This is a genomic window from Pseudomonas sp. S3E12 (assembly GCF_001702295.1).
GTDB lineage: Bacteria > Pseudomonadota > Gammaproteobacteria > Pseudomonadales > Pseudomonadaceae > Aquipseudomonas > Aquipseudomonas marginalis.
The window spans coordinates 93,153-109,988 of the sequence record NZ_MBDT01000033.1; the positions used below are offsets into that span (position 1 = coordinate 93,153).

A 16,836-nucleotide genomic window follows, 5' to 3' on the forward strand; every position below is an offset into this window, starting at 1 on the left:
CCCCCCACTGTGGATTGGAGCAAAGCTATTGTTCAAAAAACACGCATGTTACTTGAGCATTTGCCTGCTCGTTGCACCATTGGTCGCCACAGCCGACGTGCTGCCGGTCGAGCCATTGCCGGTCGCCACGCCGGCGCCGGTCGAACTGGCCCCGCTGCAACAGGCGCTGGCGCAACTGTCCAGTGTCTGTCCCGGCCTTGCGGCGCAGATAGACGCCGCCGCGCAATCGCGTCTGCAAGCGTTCTACCAACAGCAGGGTAATGGGCCGCTGTGGTCCGCCAACGATCGCCGCGAGGCACTGCACGCCCAATTGCAGCTGCTCGCCGATGACGGGCTGGACCCCACCCACTATAGTCTGCCTGCGGCGGATGCCACGGCCAATGTGCTGTGCAGCGACATCGATATCAGCCAGCACTACCTGCAAGCCCTGCAGGATCTGCATTACGGGCGCCTGCAGCAATCGCGCTTCGAACCGCTGTGGCATTCGCAGCCGCCCACCCGCGACCCCGACACCGAAGTGCTGGCCCTCGCTGCCCTCGGGCTGCAAAACATGGCGCAAGCCTTTGACCAGGCGCGCCCCAGCGCCGATCTGTACCGCAGCCTGCGCAACGCCTATTCCACGGTGCGCCTGCAACCCTTGCCCCATTGGGATCCGGTTGGCAGCGGCCCGTTATTGCGTCCCGGCATGGACGACCCACGCGTCCCGGAACTGGCCCGTCGGCTCCACAGCGGTGGCTACCTGCCCGTGGAGCCCAGGGGCGCGGGCAAACAATACGGTCCGGAACTGGTCGCGGCGGTGAAGGCCTTCCAGCTCAGCCACTCCCTGCAATCGGACGGCGTGATCGGTGCCGGCACCGTGGCCGAACTCAATATCAGCCCGGCCATGCGCCGCGAACAGCTGCGCATCAACCTCGAGCGTTTCCGCTGGCTGGCCCAGGACCTGGAGCCCGAAGGCGTACTGGTCAATGTGGCCGCCGCGCAACTGAGCGTGTACCAGAGCGGCATCCCGGTGTGGCAGACCCGCCTGCAAGTGGGCCGCGCCGAACGCCAGACGCCGCTGCTCAAGTCACGCATCACCCGGCTGACCCTCAACCCCACATGGACCATCCCGCCCACCATCATGCGCGAGGACAAACTCCCGGCCATCCGCCTCAACCCCGAATACCTGCGCCAGCAGAACCTGCAAGTGCTCGACGCTGAAGGCCACCCGCTGGCGCCGGAAAATATCGACTGGGCGCGCCCTGGCAATATCCTCCTGCGCCAGGAAGCCGGCCCGCGCAACCCGCTGGGCAAGATCGTGATGCGCTTTCCCAACCCGTACTCGGTGTACCTGCACGACACCCCCAGCCAACCGCTGTTCACCAAAGGCCCACGGGCGTTCAGCTCCGGTTGCGTGAGGGTTGAACAACCGCTGCTGCTGCGCGACCTGCTGGTCAGCCCGGCCGAACGCGCGCGCACCGATGAACTGCTGGCCACCGGCGTGACCCATGAATTCCGGCTGGCCACCCCGGTGCCGGTGCTGCTGGGCTACTGGACAGTGCAGGTCGACGGCCAGGGTGACCTGGTGTATGCGCCGGATATTTATGGGCGCGACCTGGTGTTGATGAAGGCGATGGGGAGTGTGCTCTAGGGCATTGCCGTGTGGGCGATGATTGACGCGACGGCCTCGGTAGCTGTCACGGAGGCCGTGTCCAGGGTCAACACGGGCCGGTCCCAGCGTTCGTATTCGTGCGTCGATACCGACTGCCAAGTCGGCGGCGTCAACCCAGGAATGTCGCCCGTACGGGTTTCCACCCGGCGCCGGTGTTCCTGTGCGTCTGTACACACCACCTGAATATTGACCAGCGCCACGTCTGCCGCCGCGGCCGTCGCTGTCCAGGCTGCCCGACTCTCCTTGACCGGGTTCACGCAGTCGGCGACGACCCTATGGCCCAACTGCAAGTTACTCAGCGCCAGCGCATTCGCCACGTCGTAACCGCTGGCACCGACATCACCCGCCAATACGCCAGCGTCGCGAATCGCCTGTTCGATCACATCGATGCGCAGGTAAACCGCACCGGTCTGGCGCGCCAACTCGCGGGCAATCGTGGTTTTGCCGGTGCCGGGCAGGCCGCTGAAGACGATAAGCATGCTTGACTCTCGATAAGCTTGGGTCGGTTCAGGGTATCCTCCAGTTCCCCCACCGGTCGACCCCAGGACAGCCCATGACCTTGCCGTTCACAAAAATGCACGCCCACGGCGACGACTTCATCATCATCGACCGCCGTGGCCTGGACGACCCTATCACCCCCGAGGTCGCCCGTCGCCTGGGCAATCGCCACACCGGCATTGGCTTCAATCAACTGGCCGTGGTGCTCGACTGCGAAGACGCCGCTGCGCGCATCAAGTTCTGGAACCCCAACGGCACGCCGCTGCAAACCTGTGGCAGCGCCACGCGTGGGGTGGCCGACCGTTTGATGCATGAAACCCGCAGCGATTCGGTTGTGCTGCGCACCGACCGGGGCCTGTTGACCTGCGTGCGGGTAGCGGATCGTCAAGTGTCGGTCGACATGGGCGCGCCGTCCCTGGACTGGTCGGCCGTGCCGCTGGCCGAGGCCATGGATACGGGTAGGTTACCGCTGGCGGGCGACCCGGCGGCGTGTAGCATGGGCAACCCCCATTGCACGTTTTTTGTGGCCGACATCAACGCCATCGATCCGGCCGCCGTCGGCCCGGCGCTGGAAATTCACCCGCTGTTCCCGGCCAGGACCAATGTGCATTTCGTGCAGGTGCTCGACCGTGGGCATATCCGCCTGCGCATCTGGGAGCGTGGCGGCGGCGTGCCGCTGGGTTCCGGTTCGTGCTGCTGCGGCGCGGTGGTCAATGGCATCCGTCGTGGCTTGCTGGACGCCACGGTGCAGGTGCAGTGCGACGGCGGTACGGTCACGGTGCACTGGGACGGGCAGGGCGGTGTGGTGTTGACGGGCAGTGTGGAGCCGATCATGCAGGGCAGCGCCTACCTGTTCTGAAACGTCACCGTGAAGGTGGTGCCGGCCGTGGCACAGGAACTCACCGCCACATCGCCGCCATGGACCTTGGCCAACTCCCGCACGATATACAGGCCCAGGCCCACGCTGCGCACGTCGCTGCCCTGGTCGGTGCCACGGGTCATGGGCTCGAACAGCCCGGCCAGCAAACCTGCCGGAATCGCCGTGCCGTGGTTGTGCACCGCCACTTCGCAAGCGCCGGCACCCAGGCGCGAGGTGATGGTGATCGGTTGTTGCGGATCGCCATAGGCCACGCTGTTGGCCACCAGGTTGCCGATGATTTGCTGCACGCGATCGGCATCCAGGCAGGCGTCGCCACGGCCCTGTGCGTGATGCTTCAGCGTTGCCTTGGGGAACGCCACGCGCAGTTCGTCCACCGCGCGATGGATCACCTCGTGCAGGTCCAGCGGCGCCGCCTTGATGGTGATGCCCTGGCCGACCCGTGCCTGGGTAAAGTCCAGCAGGTCGGCGATCATCCGTTGCGCGCGCTCGGAGGACTGGCCGATGTGCCCCAGCAGTTGGCGCTCCTTGGGCGTGCGTTCGCCACGGCTGAGAAAGTCCGAGGCCATGCGGATCGCCGTGAGCGGGTTTTTCAGGTCATGGCTGACAATCGCGACCATCTGCTCGGCAAACAGGGCGCGCCGCTGGGCGATGGCATAGGCCTCGTTCAGTTCGGCCTGGGCTTGTTGCAGCGCGACTTCGGTGGCGGTTTTTTCCTGCAACAGCGCTTCGGCCAGGTGGCGCGCGTTGAGCAGCTCGCGCTCGTACTTGTCGCGGTCGGTGGTGCCGAACAGCGCCAGGTCGTACACCACCGAGCCGGCCTGTTCGCGTTTGTTGCCGTTGAGCAGCACGGTCAGCTTGTGGCCGTCGCGGTGCAACAGGTCCAGCTTCACCTCGGTGACACTGCCGTGCATGCGCAGCATGGGCGCCAGGTGAGTCTGGTGGAAGATCCTCCCGCCCATGCTCAGCAGGTCCTGGAAACGCCGGCCCTGCAGCTCGGCGATGCTGAACCCCAGCCAGTCGCTGAAGCGTGCGTTGGCCTGCAGGATCGTGCCATCTTCCGTGGTGACGGCCAGGGCGCAGGCGGCGCTGTCGAACACATCAGCCGGCACGTGCTGCCATCCACGGCGCCAGGAAGGCATCCATGGCCGCCGCGCAGGCCTGCGGCGCGCTCATGTGCGGGCAATGGCCGACGTTGTCCACCAGGCAATAGGTGCTGTTGGGCAGCACGCTGTGCAGGTATTCACCCACGGCCACCGGGGCGATCAGGTCGTCACTCGATTGCAGGATCAGCACCGGGGTGGGCAGGCCGATCACGTCCTGGCGGTTGTCCGACATAAAGGTCACGCGCGCGAACTGCCTGGCGATCTCCGGCTCGGTGCGGCAGAAACTCTCGGTCAACTCGTCGCTCAGCGCCGGTTGGCCGGGGGCTCCCATGATCACCGGGGCCATGGCGCTGGACCAGCCGAGGTAGTTGCTGTCGAGGGTGTCGAGCAGGTCGTCGATGTCGGCGCGCTTGAAACCGCCCACGTAGCCATCGTCATCGATATAGCGTGGCGACGGGCCGATCATCACATGGGCGGCGACACGGCCGGGGGCCAGGCGGTCGGCGAGGGTGCCGATCATGGCACTGACCGAGTGTCCCACCAGGATGACCGGGCCCTCGGCAAAGGCCTCGATGATCTCGTTCAAGTCGCGGGCATAGCCGTCCAGCGCGCTGTACTTGGCCTTGTCAAAGGCGTTGAGGTCGGACAGGCCTGCGCCCGTCAGGTCATACATCACCACGCGAAAACGCTCTTTGAACTGCGGCGCAAGGTAGTTCCACATGGCCTGGTTGCAGCCGAAACCATGGGAAAACACCAGGGTCGAGGGCCCGTCACCCATCACGTTGACGTTGTTGCGCTGGAGTAGGCCCATGGGGATCTCGAAGTTATGGCGTATTGCTAGGTGTGCTGCAGTTTAGATAGTCGATGGCTTTGGGTCACGCGTTATAGCGCCGATAGGGTAAAGTCGGCGCCTTCAGGAAGAAACTTCAGGTAACAAACATGATGCGGTGGTTGCGGCAATCCGTCTTGAGTCTGCTGGTATTGATGTCCGCCGGCCTGTTTATCACCGCCCAGGCCGAGACGTCGCCCATCGGCGTAGCCCTCGACCAGCGGGTGATCGACCTCACCAACACCCTCGACGCCGCCACCACCACCCGTCTGCAAGACCAGCTCGCCGCCCTTGAGCAGCGCAAAGGCGCGCAGGTGGCGGTGTTGCTGGTGCCCACCACCCGTGGCGCGAGCATCGAGGACTACGCCAACCAACTGTTCCGCGCCTGGAAACTGGGGCGCAAGGATGTCAACGACGGCATCCTGCTGGTGGTGGCCAAGGACGATCGCAAGGTGCGCATCGAGGTGGGCTACGGCCTGGAGGGCACGGTGACCGACCTGCTGGCCCACCGGATTATTGAAGAACACATCACCCCGGCCTTTCGCCAGGGCGACTATGCCGGCGGTGTCGAGCAGGGCGTGAACGACCTGGTTGTCCTGGTGGATGGCGGTGACTTGCCGCAGGTGGCCGGGCACGGCGGCAGTCTTGAGGCGCTTGCGGTATTGCTGGCGTTCGTGTGCGGTGCCGTCGGTGGCGTGCTGGTTGCGGCGCGCAAGCTGGGCTGGCGGGGGGCGTTGATCGCCACGGCAGTCGTTACCGTGGCGCTGGTGGTATTCGCCGGTGGCCGGGAATGGCCGATGTACCTGCTGGTACTGCCGCTGACCCTCCTGATCGGCGGCGCCACCTTCGGCGCCTTGTGGCTGGCGCGCACGGCGTTCTACTGCGTGATAGGGCTGTTGGCCTACATCGCCGGGGTGGTGATCGCCAACCGGTTCGTGGAAGTCAGTTATATCCATTGGCTGGTGTGGCCGTTTGGCGCGGCGTTGGTGCTGGGCTTGTACCTCGGGTTGTTCTTCGTCATCAGGGCATCCTGGAAAAAGCGCCCGCGCTTTTTCCTCCTGCGTGCGCTGGCAGTCATGGCCATCTACGTCGCTGCGGGGACACTGCTGGGGCACGGGTATCAGGGCTGGATCGTGGCGATTCCAGTGGCCTCCTTCGTGGCGTTTATCGTGTTTGTGCAGAGCATTGCCAGTTCCGGCTCGGGGTCCGGCTCGGGCGGTGGCTCCGGTTCGGGTTCCAGCGGCTCCAGCTCCAGCAGCAGTTCCTCGGGGGGCGGTGGTTCCAGTGGCGGTGGCGGGGCGTCGGGGAGTTGGTAACCGGCGGTTGTTCGGCCTGACGCCAGGCTGCAAACGGCTGCCTGGCAAAGCCCTGGACGTTACAGCCGCTTGGACAGAAACACGCGACTGCTGCCTGCCGGTTCACAAGGGACCTCCCCGAACCGCACCCACCCATGCTTTTCATAAAAGCCCGGGGCCTGAAAACTGAGGGTATACAGCACCGCGTTCGCGCAGCCGCGACGCCGGGCTTCGTGCTCAAAGGCGTGCAGCAACCGGCTGCCCAGGCCCGTGCCGCGCAGGGCCTCGGGCAGGTGGAACAGGTCAAGGAAGGCCATGCCCAAGGTGGTTTTGCCGGTGATGCCGCCGACGGTCTGCCGGGTCTCGGGATCCTTGAGCAATACCGTCAGTGGCAGGCGGTCGTTGTAGCCGGCGATACCTTCGTTGAACGCAGCCAGGCCGCTGCCGAGAATACGCTCGGCGTCGGGATTGGCCTGGTCGCTGACTTCAATAAGCGCTGCGGTCATTGCAAAACCCTCCGTGGGTTAAAGCGTCATCAGCATTTCATGCCAGGCCATGCCGCCATGATCCGAGGGCGACGGCTGGACATAGGAGTAGCCCATGCGGGTGTACAACGGCACATGCCGTTCCTTGCACATCAGGTGAATCGTGCGCTTGCCCATCGCGCGCATGCGCTGCACGAACTCGCTCATCAGCACCTTGGAATACCCCTTGCCCTGATGCGCCGGGTCGACCACCACCGACATGATCACTACATTCGGCGCCTCGGCCGAATGCCCCACCAGTTCCTTGAAGGCCTCGTCCGACATCATCACTTCGTGGGCGCAGCCGCCGTTGATAAAACCCACCACCTCGCCATCGGCTTCCAGGATCAGGAAGCCTTGCGGGTATAGGGCAATGCGCGTGGCGATCTTTTCCAGGGTCGCGGCTTCGTCGCCCTCGTAGGCGGTGATTTCAATCTCGTAGCAACGGGCGGCGTCGGTGGGGAGGGCGTTGCGTAAGGTGAGGGCGGGCATGGGCGTTTCCTGGGGCGTTGAGCGAAAGGCCACATCATAACGGCCTTGCTGGGACTCTGCGCAGAACACAGATCGAAATTGTGGGAGGGGGCTTGCCCCCGATGGCGGCGTGTCAATCGGCCCATCTATAACTGATCCACCGCTATCGGGGGCAAGCCCCCTCCCACAGTTTTGTCCGCGCCAGGCTTGGTGGTGGGTGCTGTTTTCGATGTATGTTGGTCAGGGGCACGGCATTCAAGAGGCAGTGTGGAGCCCGCCAAAGCGGGAGCAAGCGCCCTCACCTCCGTTATTCATTCACCCGGGCGGGCAACGGAAATCCATGAAGGAAGGACCCATGCTGGAAATAAAACGCGCCACCCCCACCGACGCCAACGCCGCTTTTGACATCCGCCGCGCAGCCATTCGCAGCCAATGCATCGGTGCCTACACCGCTGAACAAATGGCGCTCTGGACCCGTGGCAAGGCCGAGGACGGCTACAGCGCGCTGATGGACAAACCGTTCTACCTGGGCTGGTTGAACGGTGAGCCGGTAGCCACCGGCATGCTCGATCTGGCCAACAACGAAGTCGGCGCACTGTTCGTATTGCCTGCATTCACCGGGCGCGGGTATGGCAAGGCGATGCTGGATCACCTTGAGCAGGTCGCGCGGGAACTGACGATTGAAGAGGTGGTGCTGGACGCGACGTTGAATGCCGCGAGTTTTTATCGCGCGTGTGGCTACGTGGGGGATGAGCAGGCGATTTACCACTCGCCATCGGGGTTGCAGTTGGCGTGTATTCCGATGAAAAAACAGCTGCATCAGTGACGCAAATGCACGCGCAAGTTGCCGATAACCTGCGCGACTGAAGGCCCGTGGATCATCGGTGGGATCAGGCGCTCACCAAACTCCCGCCACACAAACAGCGTCAGTTCCGCACCATCGGTGAGGGTTTTTGCCAGGTCCTGGGAACCCAAATCCTGCAACCGCCGATAACGCTCATCACGCCAGAACGCATCTTCCACCCAGTCATACACCGGGATGAAATGAAAGTGCAGCGGGAACCCCGGCAGATGCCCATAGCGGCTGATATACAACCACTTGGGCTTGAGTTGCGCCTCCATGACCCGCTGGGTTTTCGCCAGCAGCCCACCCAGTTCGGCCAGCGCTGCATCCGGCATATCGGCGAGGGAATCAACAGGCGTCTTGGCACCCAGCATCAGGTAACCCGGCAGCTTCGAAGCCAGGTGATGGTTGAGCAGCCAGTGCTCGGTCTCAAGCAGGATGTAGGCGGGCTCGATCTGCATCAGCACGTGTCCTTGGGAGCAGGGTGGGCAGGATAACAAGCACGCTCGCCTGTATCCCACAAAACCACGGGATCTGTGTCTATCGCGCACGTTGTCAGGTGGATAGCCTCAGGCCACGTTAACTGACGACCGAGCAAACCATGGAACTCACCGCTGTCCCGTTTGGCATCACCGACTGGTCCACCGTCGAACCCGAGTTTCACCCCGGCATCAGCGGCAGTGCCTCATGGCGCACCTGCCACTTCGGCACTACCCGCGTGCGCAGGGTGGATTACAGCCCCGGCTACCTGGCCGATCACTGGTGCCGGCGCGGGCATGTGCTGCTGTGCCTGGAAGGCGAGTTGCACACCGAGCTGGAAGACGGCCGCCGGTTCACGCTGACGGCCGGGATGAGTTACCAGGTGGGCAATGACATGGAGGCGCATCGTTCCTCGACGAGTGTCGGGGCGAAGCTATTTATCGTGGATTGAAGGGGGATCTTTGTGGTGAGGGAACAAGCTCACTCACCACAGGAACAGGCACCCCCTTAAATCCGCTGCTTCAATGCATCTTGCTATGGTCCATGCCATCCAACCCACGTGCCGTGGCCTGGACCTCAACGGTCTGCTTCTCGCCCTTGGCGTCCTGCACCGTCAGGGTCAGCGGCACCTGGTCGCCTTCCTTGATCTGGCCGGTCAGGCCCATCAGCATCACGTGGTAACCGTCCGGGTCGAGCTTTACCGCCTTGCCCGCCGGCAGGGCCACCGCGTCCACCGGGCCCATGCGCATCACGTCGTCCTTCATGCTCATCTCATGGATCTGCACGTCCTTGGCCACCGGCGAGGCCACGCTGAGCAGCTTGCTGTCGCTGTCGGCAGTCACGGTCATGAACGCGCCGCTGGACGGTTGGCCCGGCACCGAGGCGCGCACCCAGGCGTCGGTGACTTGCACCTGGGCACTGGCGTGGGCGGCGAGGCCCAGCAGGGTCAGGCCAAGGGTAAAGCGCTTGAGGTGTTGAACGGCAGTCATTAGCAGACCTCCATGACGGTGAGCAGGTCTTCTGCGCACTCTTTAGCGGTAAGGGATGCCTGCAACCCCAGGCGCAGGTTGCCACGGGTGTCGAAGACAAAACTGGTGGCCGTGTGGGACAGGGTGTAGGTGTCGCCGGCGGGGATCTTTTCATAGAAGATCCCGAATTCCTTGGCGGCCACGGCGATTTCTTCCGGGGTGCCGTACAGCGCTTCGAAGCTGGGGTCGAAGGCCTTGACGTACTTGTCGAGAATCTCCGGCGTGTCGCGTTCCGGGTCCAGGGTGATAAAGATCACCTGCATGATCTCGCCGTCGCGGCCCATCAGTTTCTTGGCCTGGGCGGCGCGGGCCAGCGTGGTCGGGCACACGGCCGGGCACTGGGTGAACCCGAAGAACACCACCGGCATCAGGCCACGGTAGGAACTGAGGGTGACGGTGTCGCCCTCGGTGTTCTTGAGCTTGAAGGTGCGGCCCATGATCTTGTCGCTCAAGTCCTTGCCATACTTGAAGTTCAACTTGGGGCTGTTGTCACAACCGGCCAGCAGGCCCAGGCCCAACAGGCCCATGCCGGTCAGGACCTTGCGGCGGGTGAATAACGTACTCATCAACGGTGCATCCTGTGAAACGCCCGCATTGCGCGAAATCAACTCGGCGGGCTTTGAATAGGAGTAAACGAGGAGGGCGCCAAGTCTACCAACCCTGGCCAGCCCGCGTAATCTGCGACGTTCTGCCACAGGGGCACGCTGGATTTCATCCTTTTGCACCGCTGGTGGTAGAGTCGCCGCCATGAAATCGAGCCGCCCCGACCGTTCCCTGATCGTCTGGACCCTGTACTTCTGCGTGCTGATGAACCTGTTCGTGTGCGGTTTGGGCCATGGTCAGATGACCGGCCAGCAACTCAACGGGATCGGTGGCGCGTTCTGTGGGGTGGACGGCAAACAGCCTCCACTTTCCGACAAAGGGCTGGGCGCGCCGTCTTCCAGCAACATCTCGAACTACTTTGCCTGCCCGGTTTGCAACGCCGTGACCGTCGCGCTGGTGTTCCTGATCGGCCTGGCCTGGTTGCTGGGCCTGGGGCAGACCCCGCGCGCGGCCCATGAGCGGCGCAATAAGGCGCCGCCGCGTTATTCCTGGCCCTCGGCCAACCCCCGCGCATCCCCCGCATTCTGACGTGTGCCCTGGGCCTCCTGTGAACAGGGGGCGTTCTATCGTCACGACTGTGAGTGCGCTTTATGAACCATCACTTGCCTGCAGGCGCCAGCCGTCTGGTCAGCCAGGCGTCCCGTCGCCTGCGCGCGGAACCGGCACGGCCGGACTACCCAAGCAATGCCCGCTGCTTTGTGCATTTGGATGCACGCCTGTTGCCGTATTGGCACACCGTGTTCGACATCTGCCCGACGCTGCTCAAGCTCGACCCGCCCGAAGGCCTGAACCTGTTTCGCAGCTTCATGACCTGGGCCTATCGCAACCAGCCGGCCCAGGACTGGACCTGGCACCTGAACGTGTGCCGTTGGCTGCTGGCGTCGCCGTATCGCGGGCAGATTGATGAAGAGCCCATCGAAACCTTCATGGCCGCCGCGGCGGCGCGTTGGATCAGTACGGATGACAGCCAGGCCCAGGGAGTGGTCCTGGCCTGGCAAGGCTTGACGGTGTTCGATTGGAAGGGCGTGCGCATCCTCGCCGCCGAACAACAGGCACTCCCCGCCACGCAATGGGATTTTGCCTGGTGTCCGCTCGCCTCCCCAGGGGTATTCCAGGGCTGGTTGCCGGTGCCTTGAACGAGCGGGATTGTTACGTAAACCGCAACAGTGATTGACGGTTTTGGCGGCTGTTTCCCCAAGGCCCAAGGCTATACCGTGCGCGCACCCGTTGAATGCAGCACCACCCGACCGACAAACAACAGGGTTGGGCTGTAACGGGGTCGCCTCAATCACTTCACGGAGCCTTCATGAAACACACCACGTGCCTGGCGCTCGCCGTCTCCCTCGGCGCCGCGCAGCAGGCGGCTGCATCGGGTTTTATCGATGACAGCAAAGCCACCCTCGACCTGCGCAATTTCTATTACAACCAGGACACCCGCAACACCAGGGCACCGTCGGACAAGGAGTGGGGCCAGGCCTTCATGTTCAACTACCAGTCCGGTTTTACCGAGGGCCTGATGGGCTTCGGCCTGGACCTGCAGGCCATGTATGGCTTGCGCCTGGACGCCTCTGGGCGTGCCGGCAAGGCCAGTGAAGACAACACCCCCGGCAGCGTCTTCCCATTGTCCGATGGCAAGGCCGCCCATGACTTCAGCAAGACCGGCGCCACCGGCAAGGTGCGCATCTCACAAACCCAGCTCAAGGTCGGCGCCTTGATGCCGAAGATGCCGGTGCTGATGTCCGAAGACGGCCGCTTGTTGCCGCAGACGTTCCGTGGCTATCAGGTCGACTCCAGGGACCTCAAGGACTTCAACCTGATCGCCGGCAAAATGGAGCAGGTGCTCGACCGCAACTCCAGCAACGGCCAGGGCCTGTCGATCGCCGGGGCCAATGACCCGGCCAAGGGCAAGTCCAGCAACCAGTTCTACTACGGCGGGGTGGATTACGCCGTCAGCAGGCAACTGCAAGTGCAGTACTACTACGCGACCCTGGAGAATTTCTACCAGCAGCATTTCGTCGGCCTGGTGCACAACTGGCAGTTGCCGGTGGGGCAGCTCAAGACCGATCTGCGTTATTTCTACAGCACCGCCGACGGCAAGAACGGCAGCGCCGCCGGGCGCGGTGAAGGCTATGTGAGTTCCGGGTATTACGCGCCGGGCGTCAACTCGGGCAAGGTCGACAACCGCCTGTGGAGCGCGATGTTGACCTATGGCGTGCACGGGCATTCCGTGGGCCTGGGGTATCAGAAAACCACCGGCGCCAGTGACTTCCCCCACATCAACCAGGGCCAGGGCCGTTCGCTGTACCTGATCACCAACGCCCAGTCGTTGAAGTTCGTCAACGCCGGCGAACAGGCCACGGTGGGTAACTACACCTATGACTTTACCGGCCTGGGCGTTCCGGGCCTGAAGTCGAGCGTGACCTATATCCACGGTAGCAACATCCGTGCAGCGCGTCGCGACAACAGCGAGTGGGAGCGCGATGTGCGTGTCGACTACGTGATCCCCACGGGCACGTTCAAGGGTCTGGGCCTGACCTGGCGCAGCGCCGTGCTGCGCGGCAATGACACCGCCGACAAGGATGAGACGCGGCTGATCGTCAGCTACAGCCTGCCGTTGCTGTAAGCCGAGCAGGAGCAACGCTTGACCGGCATCAAGGCCGCCCCGTGCGCCAGCCCGCACACTGGGCTCCCCACGGCCGGTCCCTCTGCGAGGCTTGCATGCTCTACCTCCTGTTGCTATTGGCCCACCTGTTCGCCGCGCTGGTCTTTATCGGCACGGTGTTCTTCGAAGTGCTGATCCTCGGGCACCTGCACCAGCACTTGCCGATTCGGGTGATGGTGCTGGTGGAGCAGGGCGTCGCCCGGCGTGCCCGGGTGTTGATGCCGTGGGTGTTGCTGGTGCTGTTCGGCGCCGGGCTTGGCATGGTCTGGCTGCGCTACCTGCCGGCGTTGTCGGCCCCGCTGGCGTCCTCGTTCGGCACATTGCTGAGCCTCAAGTTGATCCTGGCCGCCAGTGTGCTGCTGCACTTCCTGGTCACCATGGCGCGGATGCGCCGGGGCAAGGTCAGTGCGCGCTACAGCCATTTCATTCACCTGAGCCTGTTTGTGCACATGGTCGCCATTGTGCTGCTGGCCAAGGGCATGTTTTACCTCAGCGGGTAACGACCTTGATGCATATCAAGGTGCGCGCAGCAGTCGCACCGGACAATGGACCACCGCCGCCCGTTCCGGAGTCCGCCATGCGCACCCATCTTCATCCCACCCGCTTTCGTCAGGATCAGGGCGTGTTGGACCTGGCCTGCCAGACGGACACGCGCCGCTTCCATGCCGGCGTCGGTTCCCTCGACCTGCTGCGCGCCCTGCGCGACAGCCGCCAGCGCCAGCGGCCCCTGGCGCTGAACCTGCACTGGCCGGCAAGCGATGCCGGCGCTGAGTACCTGCAGAGCCTCAGCCAGGAAATCCAGCTGATCGGCTGCCAGCTCGGCCCGCGCCAACCGGTCGAACACTTTCACCTGCGCGGCACCACGCCGACGATCGAGCAGGTGTGCACGGTGCTGGAACACCTGCACAGCCGCTTCAACTTTCTCGACCACGACCGTGGCGACTACCGAATCGACCTCGACCCCTGGCACATCGACTGGGCAACCATGGGCCTGTTGCGCGACCAGGGTTTCAACCACGCCAGCATCGGCGTGCCCGACGCCAACCGGGACGGGCCGCTGTCCCAGGCACGCTATCAGGACCCGGCGCCCATCGAGTCGCTGGTGGATGCGGCGCGGACCTTCGGCTTTCGCTCAGTGAACATCGACCTCGGCTACGGCCATGCCTGGCAGACGCCGGCCAGTTTCGAGCAGAAACTGGCCAGCCTGATCGCCCTGGAGCCGGACCGCCTGCAGTTGTTCGATTACGCCCAGCCACCGGTGCGCTACCTGGGCCGGCAATCCCAGGCGTTTTGCAGCGCGGCGGATAAACGCGCGATGCGCCGCAGCGGCTTTGAACACCTGGCCGCCGCCGGGTACCACTACATCGGCCTGGGCCAGTTCGCCCGCACCGACGATGACCTCAAACAGGCCCAGGAGCGCGGTCGCCTCACCCGTAATTGCGAAGGCTTCACCCTGCACGGCTACTGCGATCACATCGGCTTTGGCCTGGGCGCCATCAGCCAGATCTACACACTGTGTGCCCAGAACACCCTGGATGCCCGTGAGTACTGTGCCCAGCTGAGCAATGGCCAACTCGCCACCTGTTGTGGCAGGTTTCACGAAACCGCCGACCCGGCGCGTCTGTACGTCAGCGAGCCCCTGACCGCCCCCGTCAGCGCCAACGACGAGGTGATCGACCATGACGGCGTTTGAGTTCGACCGTGCCCTGGTGCACAAATACGACCGCCCGGGGCCGCGCTACACCTCCTACCCGACCGCGCCGCAGTTCAACAGCGCGTTTGCCCTGGACGACTATCACCAGGCCGTGCGCGCCAGTCACCACCTCGCCGCGCCCAAGGCGTTGTCGGTGTACATCCATATTCCGTTCTGCCAGAGCCTTTGCTACTACTGCGGCTGCCACAAGATCATCACCCGCAAGACCCATCGCGCCGTCGAGTATGTGGCGTACCTCAAGCGCGAGATCCAGATGCAGGGCGCGCTGTTCGAACGCTCGCGACGCCTGACCCAATTGCACCTGGGCGGCGGCACCCCGACGTATCTGGACGACGCGCAACTGGCCGAACTGATGGCCTGCCTGGCGGACAACTTCAGCCTGGATGACAGCGACGCCCATGAGTTCTCCATCGAGGTCGACCCGCGCACCATCAGCCTCGAGCGCATCAACACCCTGCGCCGTCTGGGCTTCAATCGCCTGAGCTTCGGCGTGCAGGACTTCGATCCCGACGTGCAGGCCGCCGTCAATCGCGTGCAAAGCGAAGCGCAGATCCTGCAACTGGTGGCGGCGGCCCGCGAGGCGCGCTTCAAGTCGGTGAGTGTCGACCTGATCTACGGCCTGCCTCTGCAAACCGTGGCCAGCTTCGACGTGACCCTGAGCAAGCTGATCGCCCTGCGCCCCGACCGCGTGGCCGCCTACAGCTACGCGCATCTGCCAAGCCAGATCCGCGCCCAGCGCATGATCCGCCCCGAAGACATGCCACCCCCGGCGCGCAAGCTGGAGCTGCTGGAACTGACCATTCGCCGCCTCACCGAGGCCGGTTACATCTACATCGGCATGGACCACTTCGCCCTGCCTGACGACGAGCTGGCCTTGGCCCGCGCCAACGGCAGCCTGCAACGCAACTTCCAGGGCTACTCCACCCACGCCGATTGCGACCTGATCGGCCTGGGCGTATCGGCCATCGGCAAGGTCGGTGACAGCTACAGCCAGAGCGTCAAGGAGCTGTCCCAGTACTACGCGCGCATCGATGCGGGCATGCTGCCGGTGCAACGCGGTTACCGCCTCAACCCCGATGACGTACTGCGCCGCGAGGTGATCAATGGGTTGATGTGCGACGGCCGCGTCGATGTCGCCCAGGTGGAAGCGGCCCATGGCATTCGGTTCAATGAGTATTTTGCCCAAGCGTTGACGCAGTTGGACGAGCAAGTGGCGGACGGCTTATTACTGGTCCAGGACGACGCGCTGCAACTGCTGCCCAAGGGCCAACTGATGGTACGCAGCGTAGCCATGGCCTTCGACGCCTACCTGGGCGGCGCCCACAAAGGCCAATTCTCCCGTACCGTCTGACACTCCCCGTTAGCAGTGTGTCAGCCAGCCCCTCTATCAACTGTGCCGCCGCCATCGAAGCCTCGCTAAAGCTCGACATCTCCCACAGGGGATCAGCGGTGCCCACGAGATCTACAGCCGGGCCACTTTCTACCTGCCAACCACGATCAAATGTGGGAGGGGCGGTGCGACGATTCGACTTGCCCCCGATAGCGGTGTGTCAGCCAACACCTCTACCAACTGTGCCACCGCCATCGAAGCCTCGCTAAAGCTCGACATCTCCCACAAGGGACCAGCGGTGCCCACGAGATCTACAGCCGGGCAACTTCCCACCTGCCAACCGAATTTAAATGTGGGAGGGGGCTTGCTCCCGATAGCGGTGGGTCAGCCAACACCTCTACCAACCCTGCCACCGCCATCGAAGCCTCGCTAAAGCTCGACATCTCCCACAGGGGATCAGCGGTGCCCACGAGATCTACAGCCGGGCAACTTCCCACCTGCCAACCGAATTTAAATGTGGGAGGGGGCTTGCTCCCGATAGCGGTGGGTCAGCCAACACCTCTACCAACCCTGCCACCGCCATCGAAGCCTCGCTAAAGCTCGACATCTCCCACAGGGGATCAGCGGTGCCCATCAGATCTACAGCCGGGCCACTTTCTACCTGCCAACCACGATCAAATGTGGGAGGGGCGGTGCGACGATTCGACTTGCTCCCGATAGCGGTGTGTCAGCCAACACCTCTACCAACTGTGCCATCGCCATCGAAGCCTCGCTAAAGCTCGACATCTCCCACAGGGGAATAGCGGTGCCCATCAGACCTACGGCCGGATGTTTTCTACCTGTCAACAACATTCAAATGTGGGAGGGGGCTTGCTCCCGATAGCGCTGTGTCAGCCAACACCTCTACCAACTGCGCCGCCGCCA

Annotated in this window: 19 protein-coding genes; 11 read left to right on the plus strand and 8 right to left on the minus strand. The window is 63.7% G+C overall.

Going from position 1 to position 16,836, the window contains the following annotated elements:
• Positions 1-28: 28 nt before the first annotated feature.
• Positions 29-1,630 (plus strand): murein L,D-transpeptidase, encoded by a 1,602-nt coding sequence (locus BB029_RS28860; protein WP_065941855.1) that lies wholly within the window; start codon positions 29-31, stop codon positions 1,628-1,630.
• Here the strand turns inward: BB029_RS28860 and BB029_RS28865 are convergent.
• Positions 1,627-2,130, minus strand: a complete 504-nt coding sequence (locus BB029_RS28865; RefSeq protein WP_065941856.1) for an AAA family ATPase — start codon at positions 2,128-2,130, stop codon at positions 1,627-1,629. The genes BB029_RS28860 and BB029_RS28865 overlap by 4 nt on opposite strands.
• Before the next feature lie 74 nt (positions 2,131-2,204).
• Between BB029_RS28865 and dapF the strand changes: the two genes are divergently transcribed.
• Positions 2,205-3,008 carry a diaminopimelate epimerase gene (gene dapF, locus BB029_RS28870; protein ID WP_065941857.1) on the plus strand — a complete coding sequence of 268 codons (804 nt, stop codon included), beginning with the start codon at positions 2,205-2,207 and terminating at the stop codon, positions 3,006-3,008.
• On the opposite strand, the gene BB029_RS28875 is transcribed toward dapF, so the two are convergent.
• Both BB029_RS28875 and BB029_RS28880 read right to left on the minus strand, forming a co-directional pair.
• On the minus strand, positions 2,996-4,138 hold the full coding sequence (locus BB029_RS28875; RefSeq protein ID WP_027607222.1) for a PAS domain-containing sensor histidine kinase: 1,143 nt from the start codon (positions 4,136-4,138) through the stop codon (positions 2,996-2,998). The two genes, dapF and BB029_RS28875, sit on opposite strands and share 13 nt — an antisense overlap.
• Complete coding sequence (locus BB029_RS28880) at positions 4,128-4,943, minus strand: alpha/beta fold hydrolase (RefSeq protein WP_065941858.1); 816 nt, start codon at positions 4,941-4,943, stop codon at positions 4,128-4,130. Before BB029_RS28880 ends, BB029_RS28875 begins: the two co-directional genes overlap by 11 nt.
• A 128-nt stretch (positions 4,944-5,071) precedes the next feature.
• Here BB029_RS28880 and BB029_RS28885 point away from each other — a divergent pair, with 128 nt between their 5' ends.
• Positions 5,072-6,277 carry a YgcG family protein gene (locus BB029_RS28885; protein WP_065941859.1) on the plus strand — a complete coding sequence of 402 codons (1,206 nt, stop codon included), beginning with the start codon at positions 5,072-5,074 and terminating at the stop codon, positions 6,275-6,277.
• 59 nt (positions 6,278-6,336) lie between these two features.
• Here the strand turns inward: BB029_RS28885 and BB029_RS28890 are convergent, their stop codons facing one another.
• Positions 6,337-6,762, minus strand: coding sequence for an N-acetyltransferase (locus BB029_RS28890; RefSeq protein ID WP_027607219.1), 426 nt, complete (start codon positions 6,760-6,762; stop codon positions 6,337-6,339).
• Between the two features lie 18 nt (positions 6,763-6,780).
• A complete protein-coding gene (locus BB029_RS28895) occupies positions 6,781-7,272 on the minus strand; it encodes a GNAT family N-acetyltransferase (protein WP_065941860.1) in 492 nt (163 codons plus the stop codon).
• A gap of 334 nt (positions 7,273-7,606) precedes the next feature.
• Here BB029_RS28895 and BB029_RS28900 point away from each other — a divergent pair, with 334 nt between their 5' ends.
• The gene (locus BB029_RS28900; RefSeq protein WP_065941861.1) at positions 7,607-8,077 is read left to right on the plus strand and encodes a GNAT family N-acetyltransferase; all 471 of its coding nucleotides are present in this window, start codon (positions 7,607-7,609) and stop codon (positions 8,075-8,077) included.
• Here the strand turns inward: BB029_RS28900 and BB029_RS28905 are convergent.
• Positions 8,071-8,556 (minus strand): HIT family protein, encoded by a 486-nt coding sequence (locus BB029_RS28905; protein ID WP_065941862.1) that lies wholly within the window; start codon positions 8,554-8,556, stop codon positions 8,071-8,073. The two genes, BB029_RS28900 and BB029_RS28905, sit on opposite strands and share 7 nt — an antisense overlap.
• A 140-nt stretch (positions 8,557-8,696) precedes the next feature.
• On the opposite strand from BB029_RS28905, the gene BB029_RS28910 reads away from it, so the two are divergent.
• Complete coding sequence (locus tag BB029_RS28910; RefSeq protein WP_065941863.1) at positions 8,697-9,026, plus strand: DHCW motif cupin fold protein; 330 nt, start codon at positions 8,697-8,699, stop codon at positions 9,024-9,026.
• A gap of 70 nt (positions 9,027-9,096) precedes the next feature.
• On the opposite strand, the gene BB029_RS28915 is transcribed toward BB029_RS28910, so the two are convergent.
• Both BB029_RS28915 and BB029_RS28920 read right to left on the minus strand, forming a co-directional pair.
• Positions 9,097-9,564 (minus strand): copper chaperone PCu(A)C, encoded by a 468-nt coding sequence (locus BB029_RS28915; protein ID WP_065941864.1) that lies wholly within the window; start codon positions 9,562-9,564, stop codon positions 9,097-9,099.
• Complete coding sequence (locus BB029_RS28920) at positions 9,564-10,169, minus strand: SCO family protein (protein ID WP_024074981.1); 606 nt, start codon at positions 10,167-10,169, stop codon at positions 9,564-9,566. Before BB029_RS28920 ends, BB029_RS28915 begins: the two co-directional genes overlap by 1 nt.
• A 181-nt stretch (positions 10,170-10,350) precedes the next feature.
• On the opposite strand from BB029_RS28920, the gene BB029_RS28925 reads away from it, so the two are divergent.
• From BB029_RS28925 to hemN, 6 genes are all read left to right on the plus strand, one after another.
• Entirely contained in the window at positions 10,351-10,734 is a 384-nt protein-coding gene (locus BB029_RS28925; protein ID WP_065941865.1) for a DUF2946 domain-containing protein, read from the plus strand.
• Between the two features lie 62 nt (positions 10,735-10,796).
• Positions 10,797-11,342: a putative natural product biosynthesis protein gene (locus tag BB029_RS28930; protein ID WP_065941866.1), complete on the plus strand. Its 546-nt coding sequence runs from the start codon at positions 10,797-10,799 to the stop codon at positions 11,340-11,342.
• Between the two features lie 170 nt (positions 11,343-11,512).
• Positions 11,513-12,829, plus strand: a complete 1,317-nt coding sequence (locus BB029_RS28935; protein WP_065941867.1) for an OprD family outer membrane porin — start codon at positions 11,513-11,515, stop codon at positions 12,827-12,829.
• A gap of 95 nt (positions 12,830-12,924) precedes the next feature.
• Positions 12,925-13,368 (plus strand): hypothetical protein, encoded by a 444-nt coding sequence (locus tag BB029_RS28940; protein WP_065941868.1) that lies wholly within the window; start codon positions 12,925-12,927, stop codon positions 13,366-13,368.
• A 77-nt stretch (positions 13,369-13,445) separates the two neighbouring features.
• Complete coding sequence (locus BB029_RS28945) at positions 13,446-14,561, plus strand: coproporphyrinogen III oxidase (RefSeq protein ID WP_083236509.1); 1,116 nt, start codon at positions 13,446-13,448, stop codon at positions 14,559-14,561.
• On the plus strand, positions 14,548-15,933 hold the full coding sequence (gene hemN, locus BB029_RS28950; protein ID WP_065941869.1) for an oxygen-independent coproporphyrinogen III oxidase: 1,386 nt from the start codon (positions 14,548-14,550) through the stop codon (positions 15,931-15,933). Before BB029_RS28945 ends, hemN begins: the two co-directional genes overlap by 14 nt.
• Positions 15,934-16,836 lie beyond the last annotated feature (903 nt).

Bases quoted from the DNA above. Each gene is read 5' to 3' on its own strand.
- BB029_RS28920 (WP_024074981.1), bottom strand. From the start codon at position 10,169: ATGAGTACGTTATTCACCCGCCGCAAGGTCCTGACCGGCATGGGCCTG.
- BB029_RS28915 (WP_065941864.1), bottom strand. From the start codon at position 9,564: ATGACTGCCGTTCAACACCTCAAGCGCTTTACCCTTGGCCTGACCCTG.
- dapF (WP_065941857.1), top strand. From the start codon at position 2,205: ATGACCTTGCCGTTCACAAAAATGCACGCCCACGGCGACGACTTCATC.
- BB029_RS28910 (WP_065941863.1), top strand. From the start codon at position 8,697: ATGGAACTCACCGCTGTCCCGTTTGGCATCACCGACTGGTCCACCGTC.
- BB029_RS28925 (WP_065941865.1), top strand. From the start codon at position 10,351: ATGAAATCGAGCCGCCCCGACCGTTCCCTGATCGTCTGGACCCTGTAC.
- BB029_RS28940 (WP_065941868.1), top strand. From the start codon at position 12,925: ATGCTCTACCTCCTGTTGCTATTGGCCCACCTGTTCGCCGCGCTGGTC.
- BB029_RS28865 (WP_065941856.1), bottom strand. From the start codon at position 2,130: ATGCTTATCGTCTTCAGCGGCCTGCCCGGCACCGGCAAAACCACGATT.
- BB029_RS28900 (WP_065941861.1), top strand. From the start codon at position 7,607: ATGCTGGAAATAAAACGCGCCACCCCCACCGACGCCAACGCCGCTTTT.
- BB029_RS28895 (WP_065941860.1), bottom strand. From the start codon at position 7,272: ATGCCCGCCCTCACCTTACGCAACGCCCTCCCCACCGACGCCGCCCGT.
- BB029_RS28945 (WP_083236509.1), top strand. From the start codon at position 13,446: ATGCGCACCCATCTTCATCCCACCCGCTTTCGTCAGGATCAGGGCGTG.
- hemN (WP_065941869.1), top strand. From the start codon at position 14,548: ATGACGGCGTTTGAGTTCGACCGTGCCCTGGTGCACAAATACGACCGC.
- BB029_RS28880 (WP_065941858.1), bottom strand. From the start codon at position 4,943: ATGGGCCTACTCCAGCGCAACAACGTCAACGTGATGGGTGACGGGCCC.
- BB029_RS28930 (WP_065941866.1), top strand. From the start codon at position 10,797: ATGAACCATCACTTGCCTGCAGGCGCCAGCCGTCTGGTCAGCCAGGCG.
- BB029_RS28890 (WP_027607219.1), bottom strand. From the start codon at position 6,762: ATGACCGCAGCGCTTATTGAAGTCAGCGACCAGGCCAATCCCGACGCC.
- BB029_RS28935 (WP_065941867.1), top strand. From the start codon at position 11,513: ATGAAACACACCACGTGCCTGGCGCTCGCCGTCTCCCTCGGCGCCGCG.
- BB029_RS28885 (WP_065941859.1), top strand. From the start codon at position 5,072: ATGATGCGGTGGTTGCGGCAATCCGTCTTGAGTCTGCTGGTATTGATG.
- BB029_RS28905 (WP_065941862.1), bottom strand. From the start codon at position 8,556: ATGCAGATCGAGCCCGCCTACATCCTGCTTGAGACCGAGCACTGGCTG.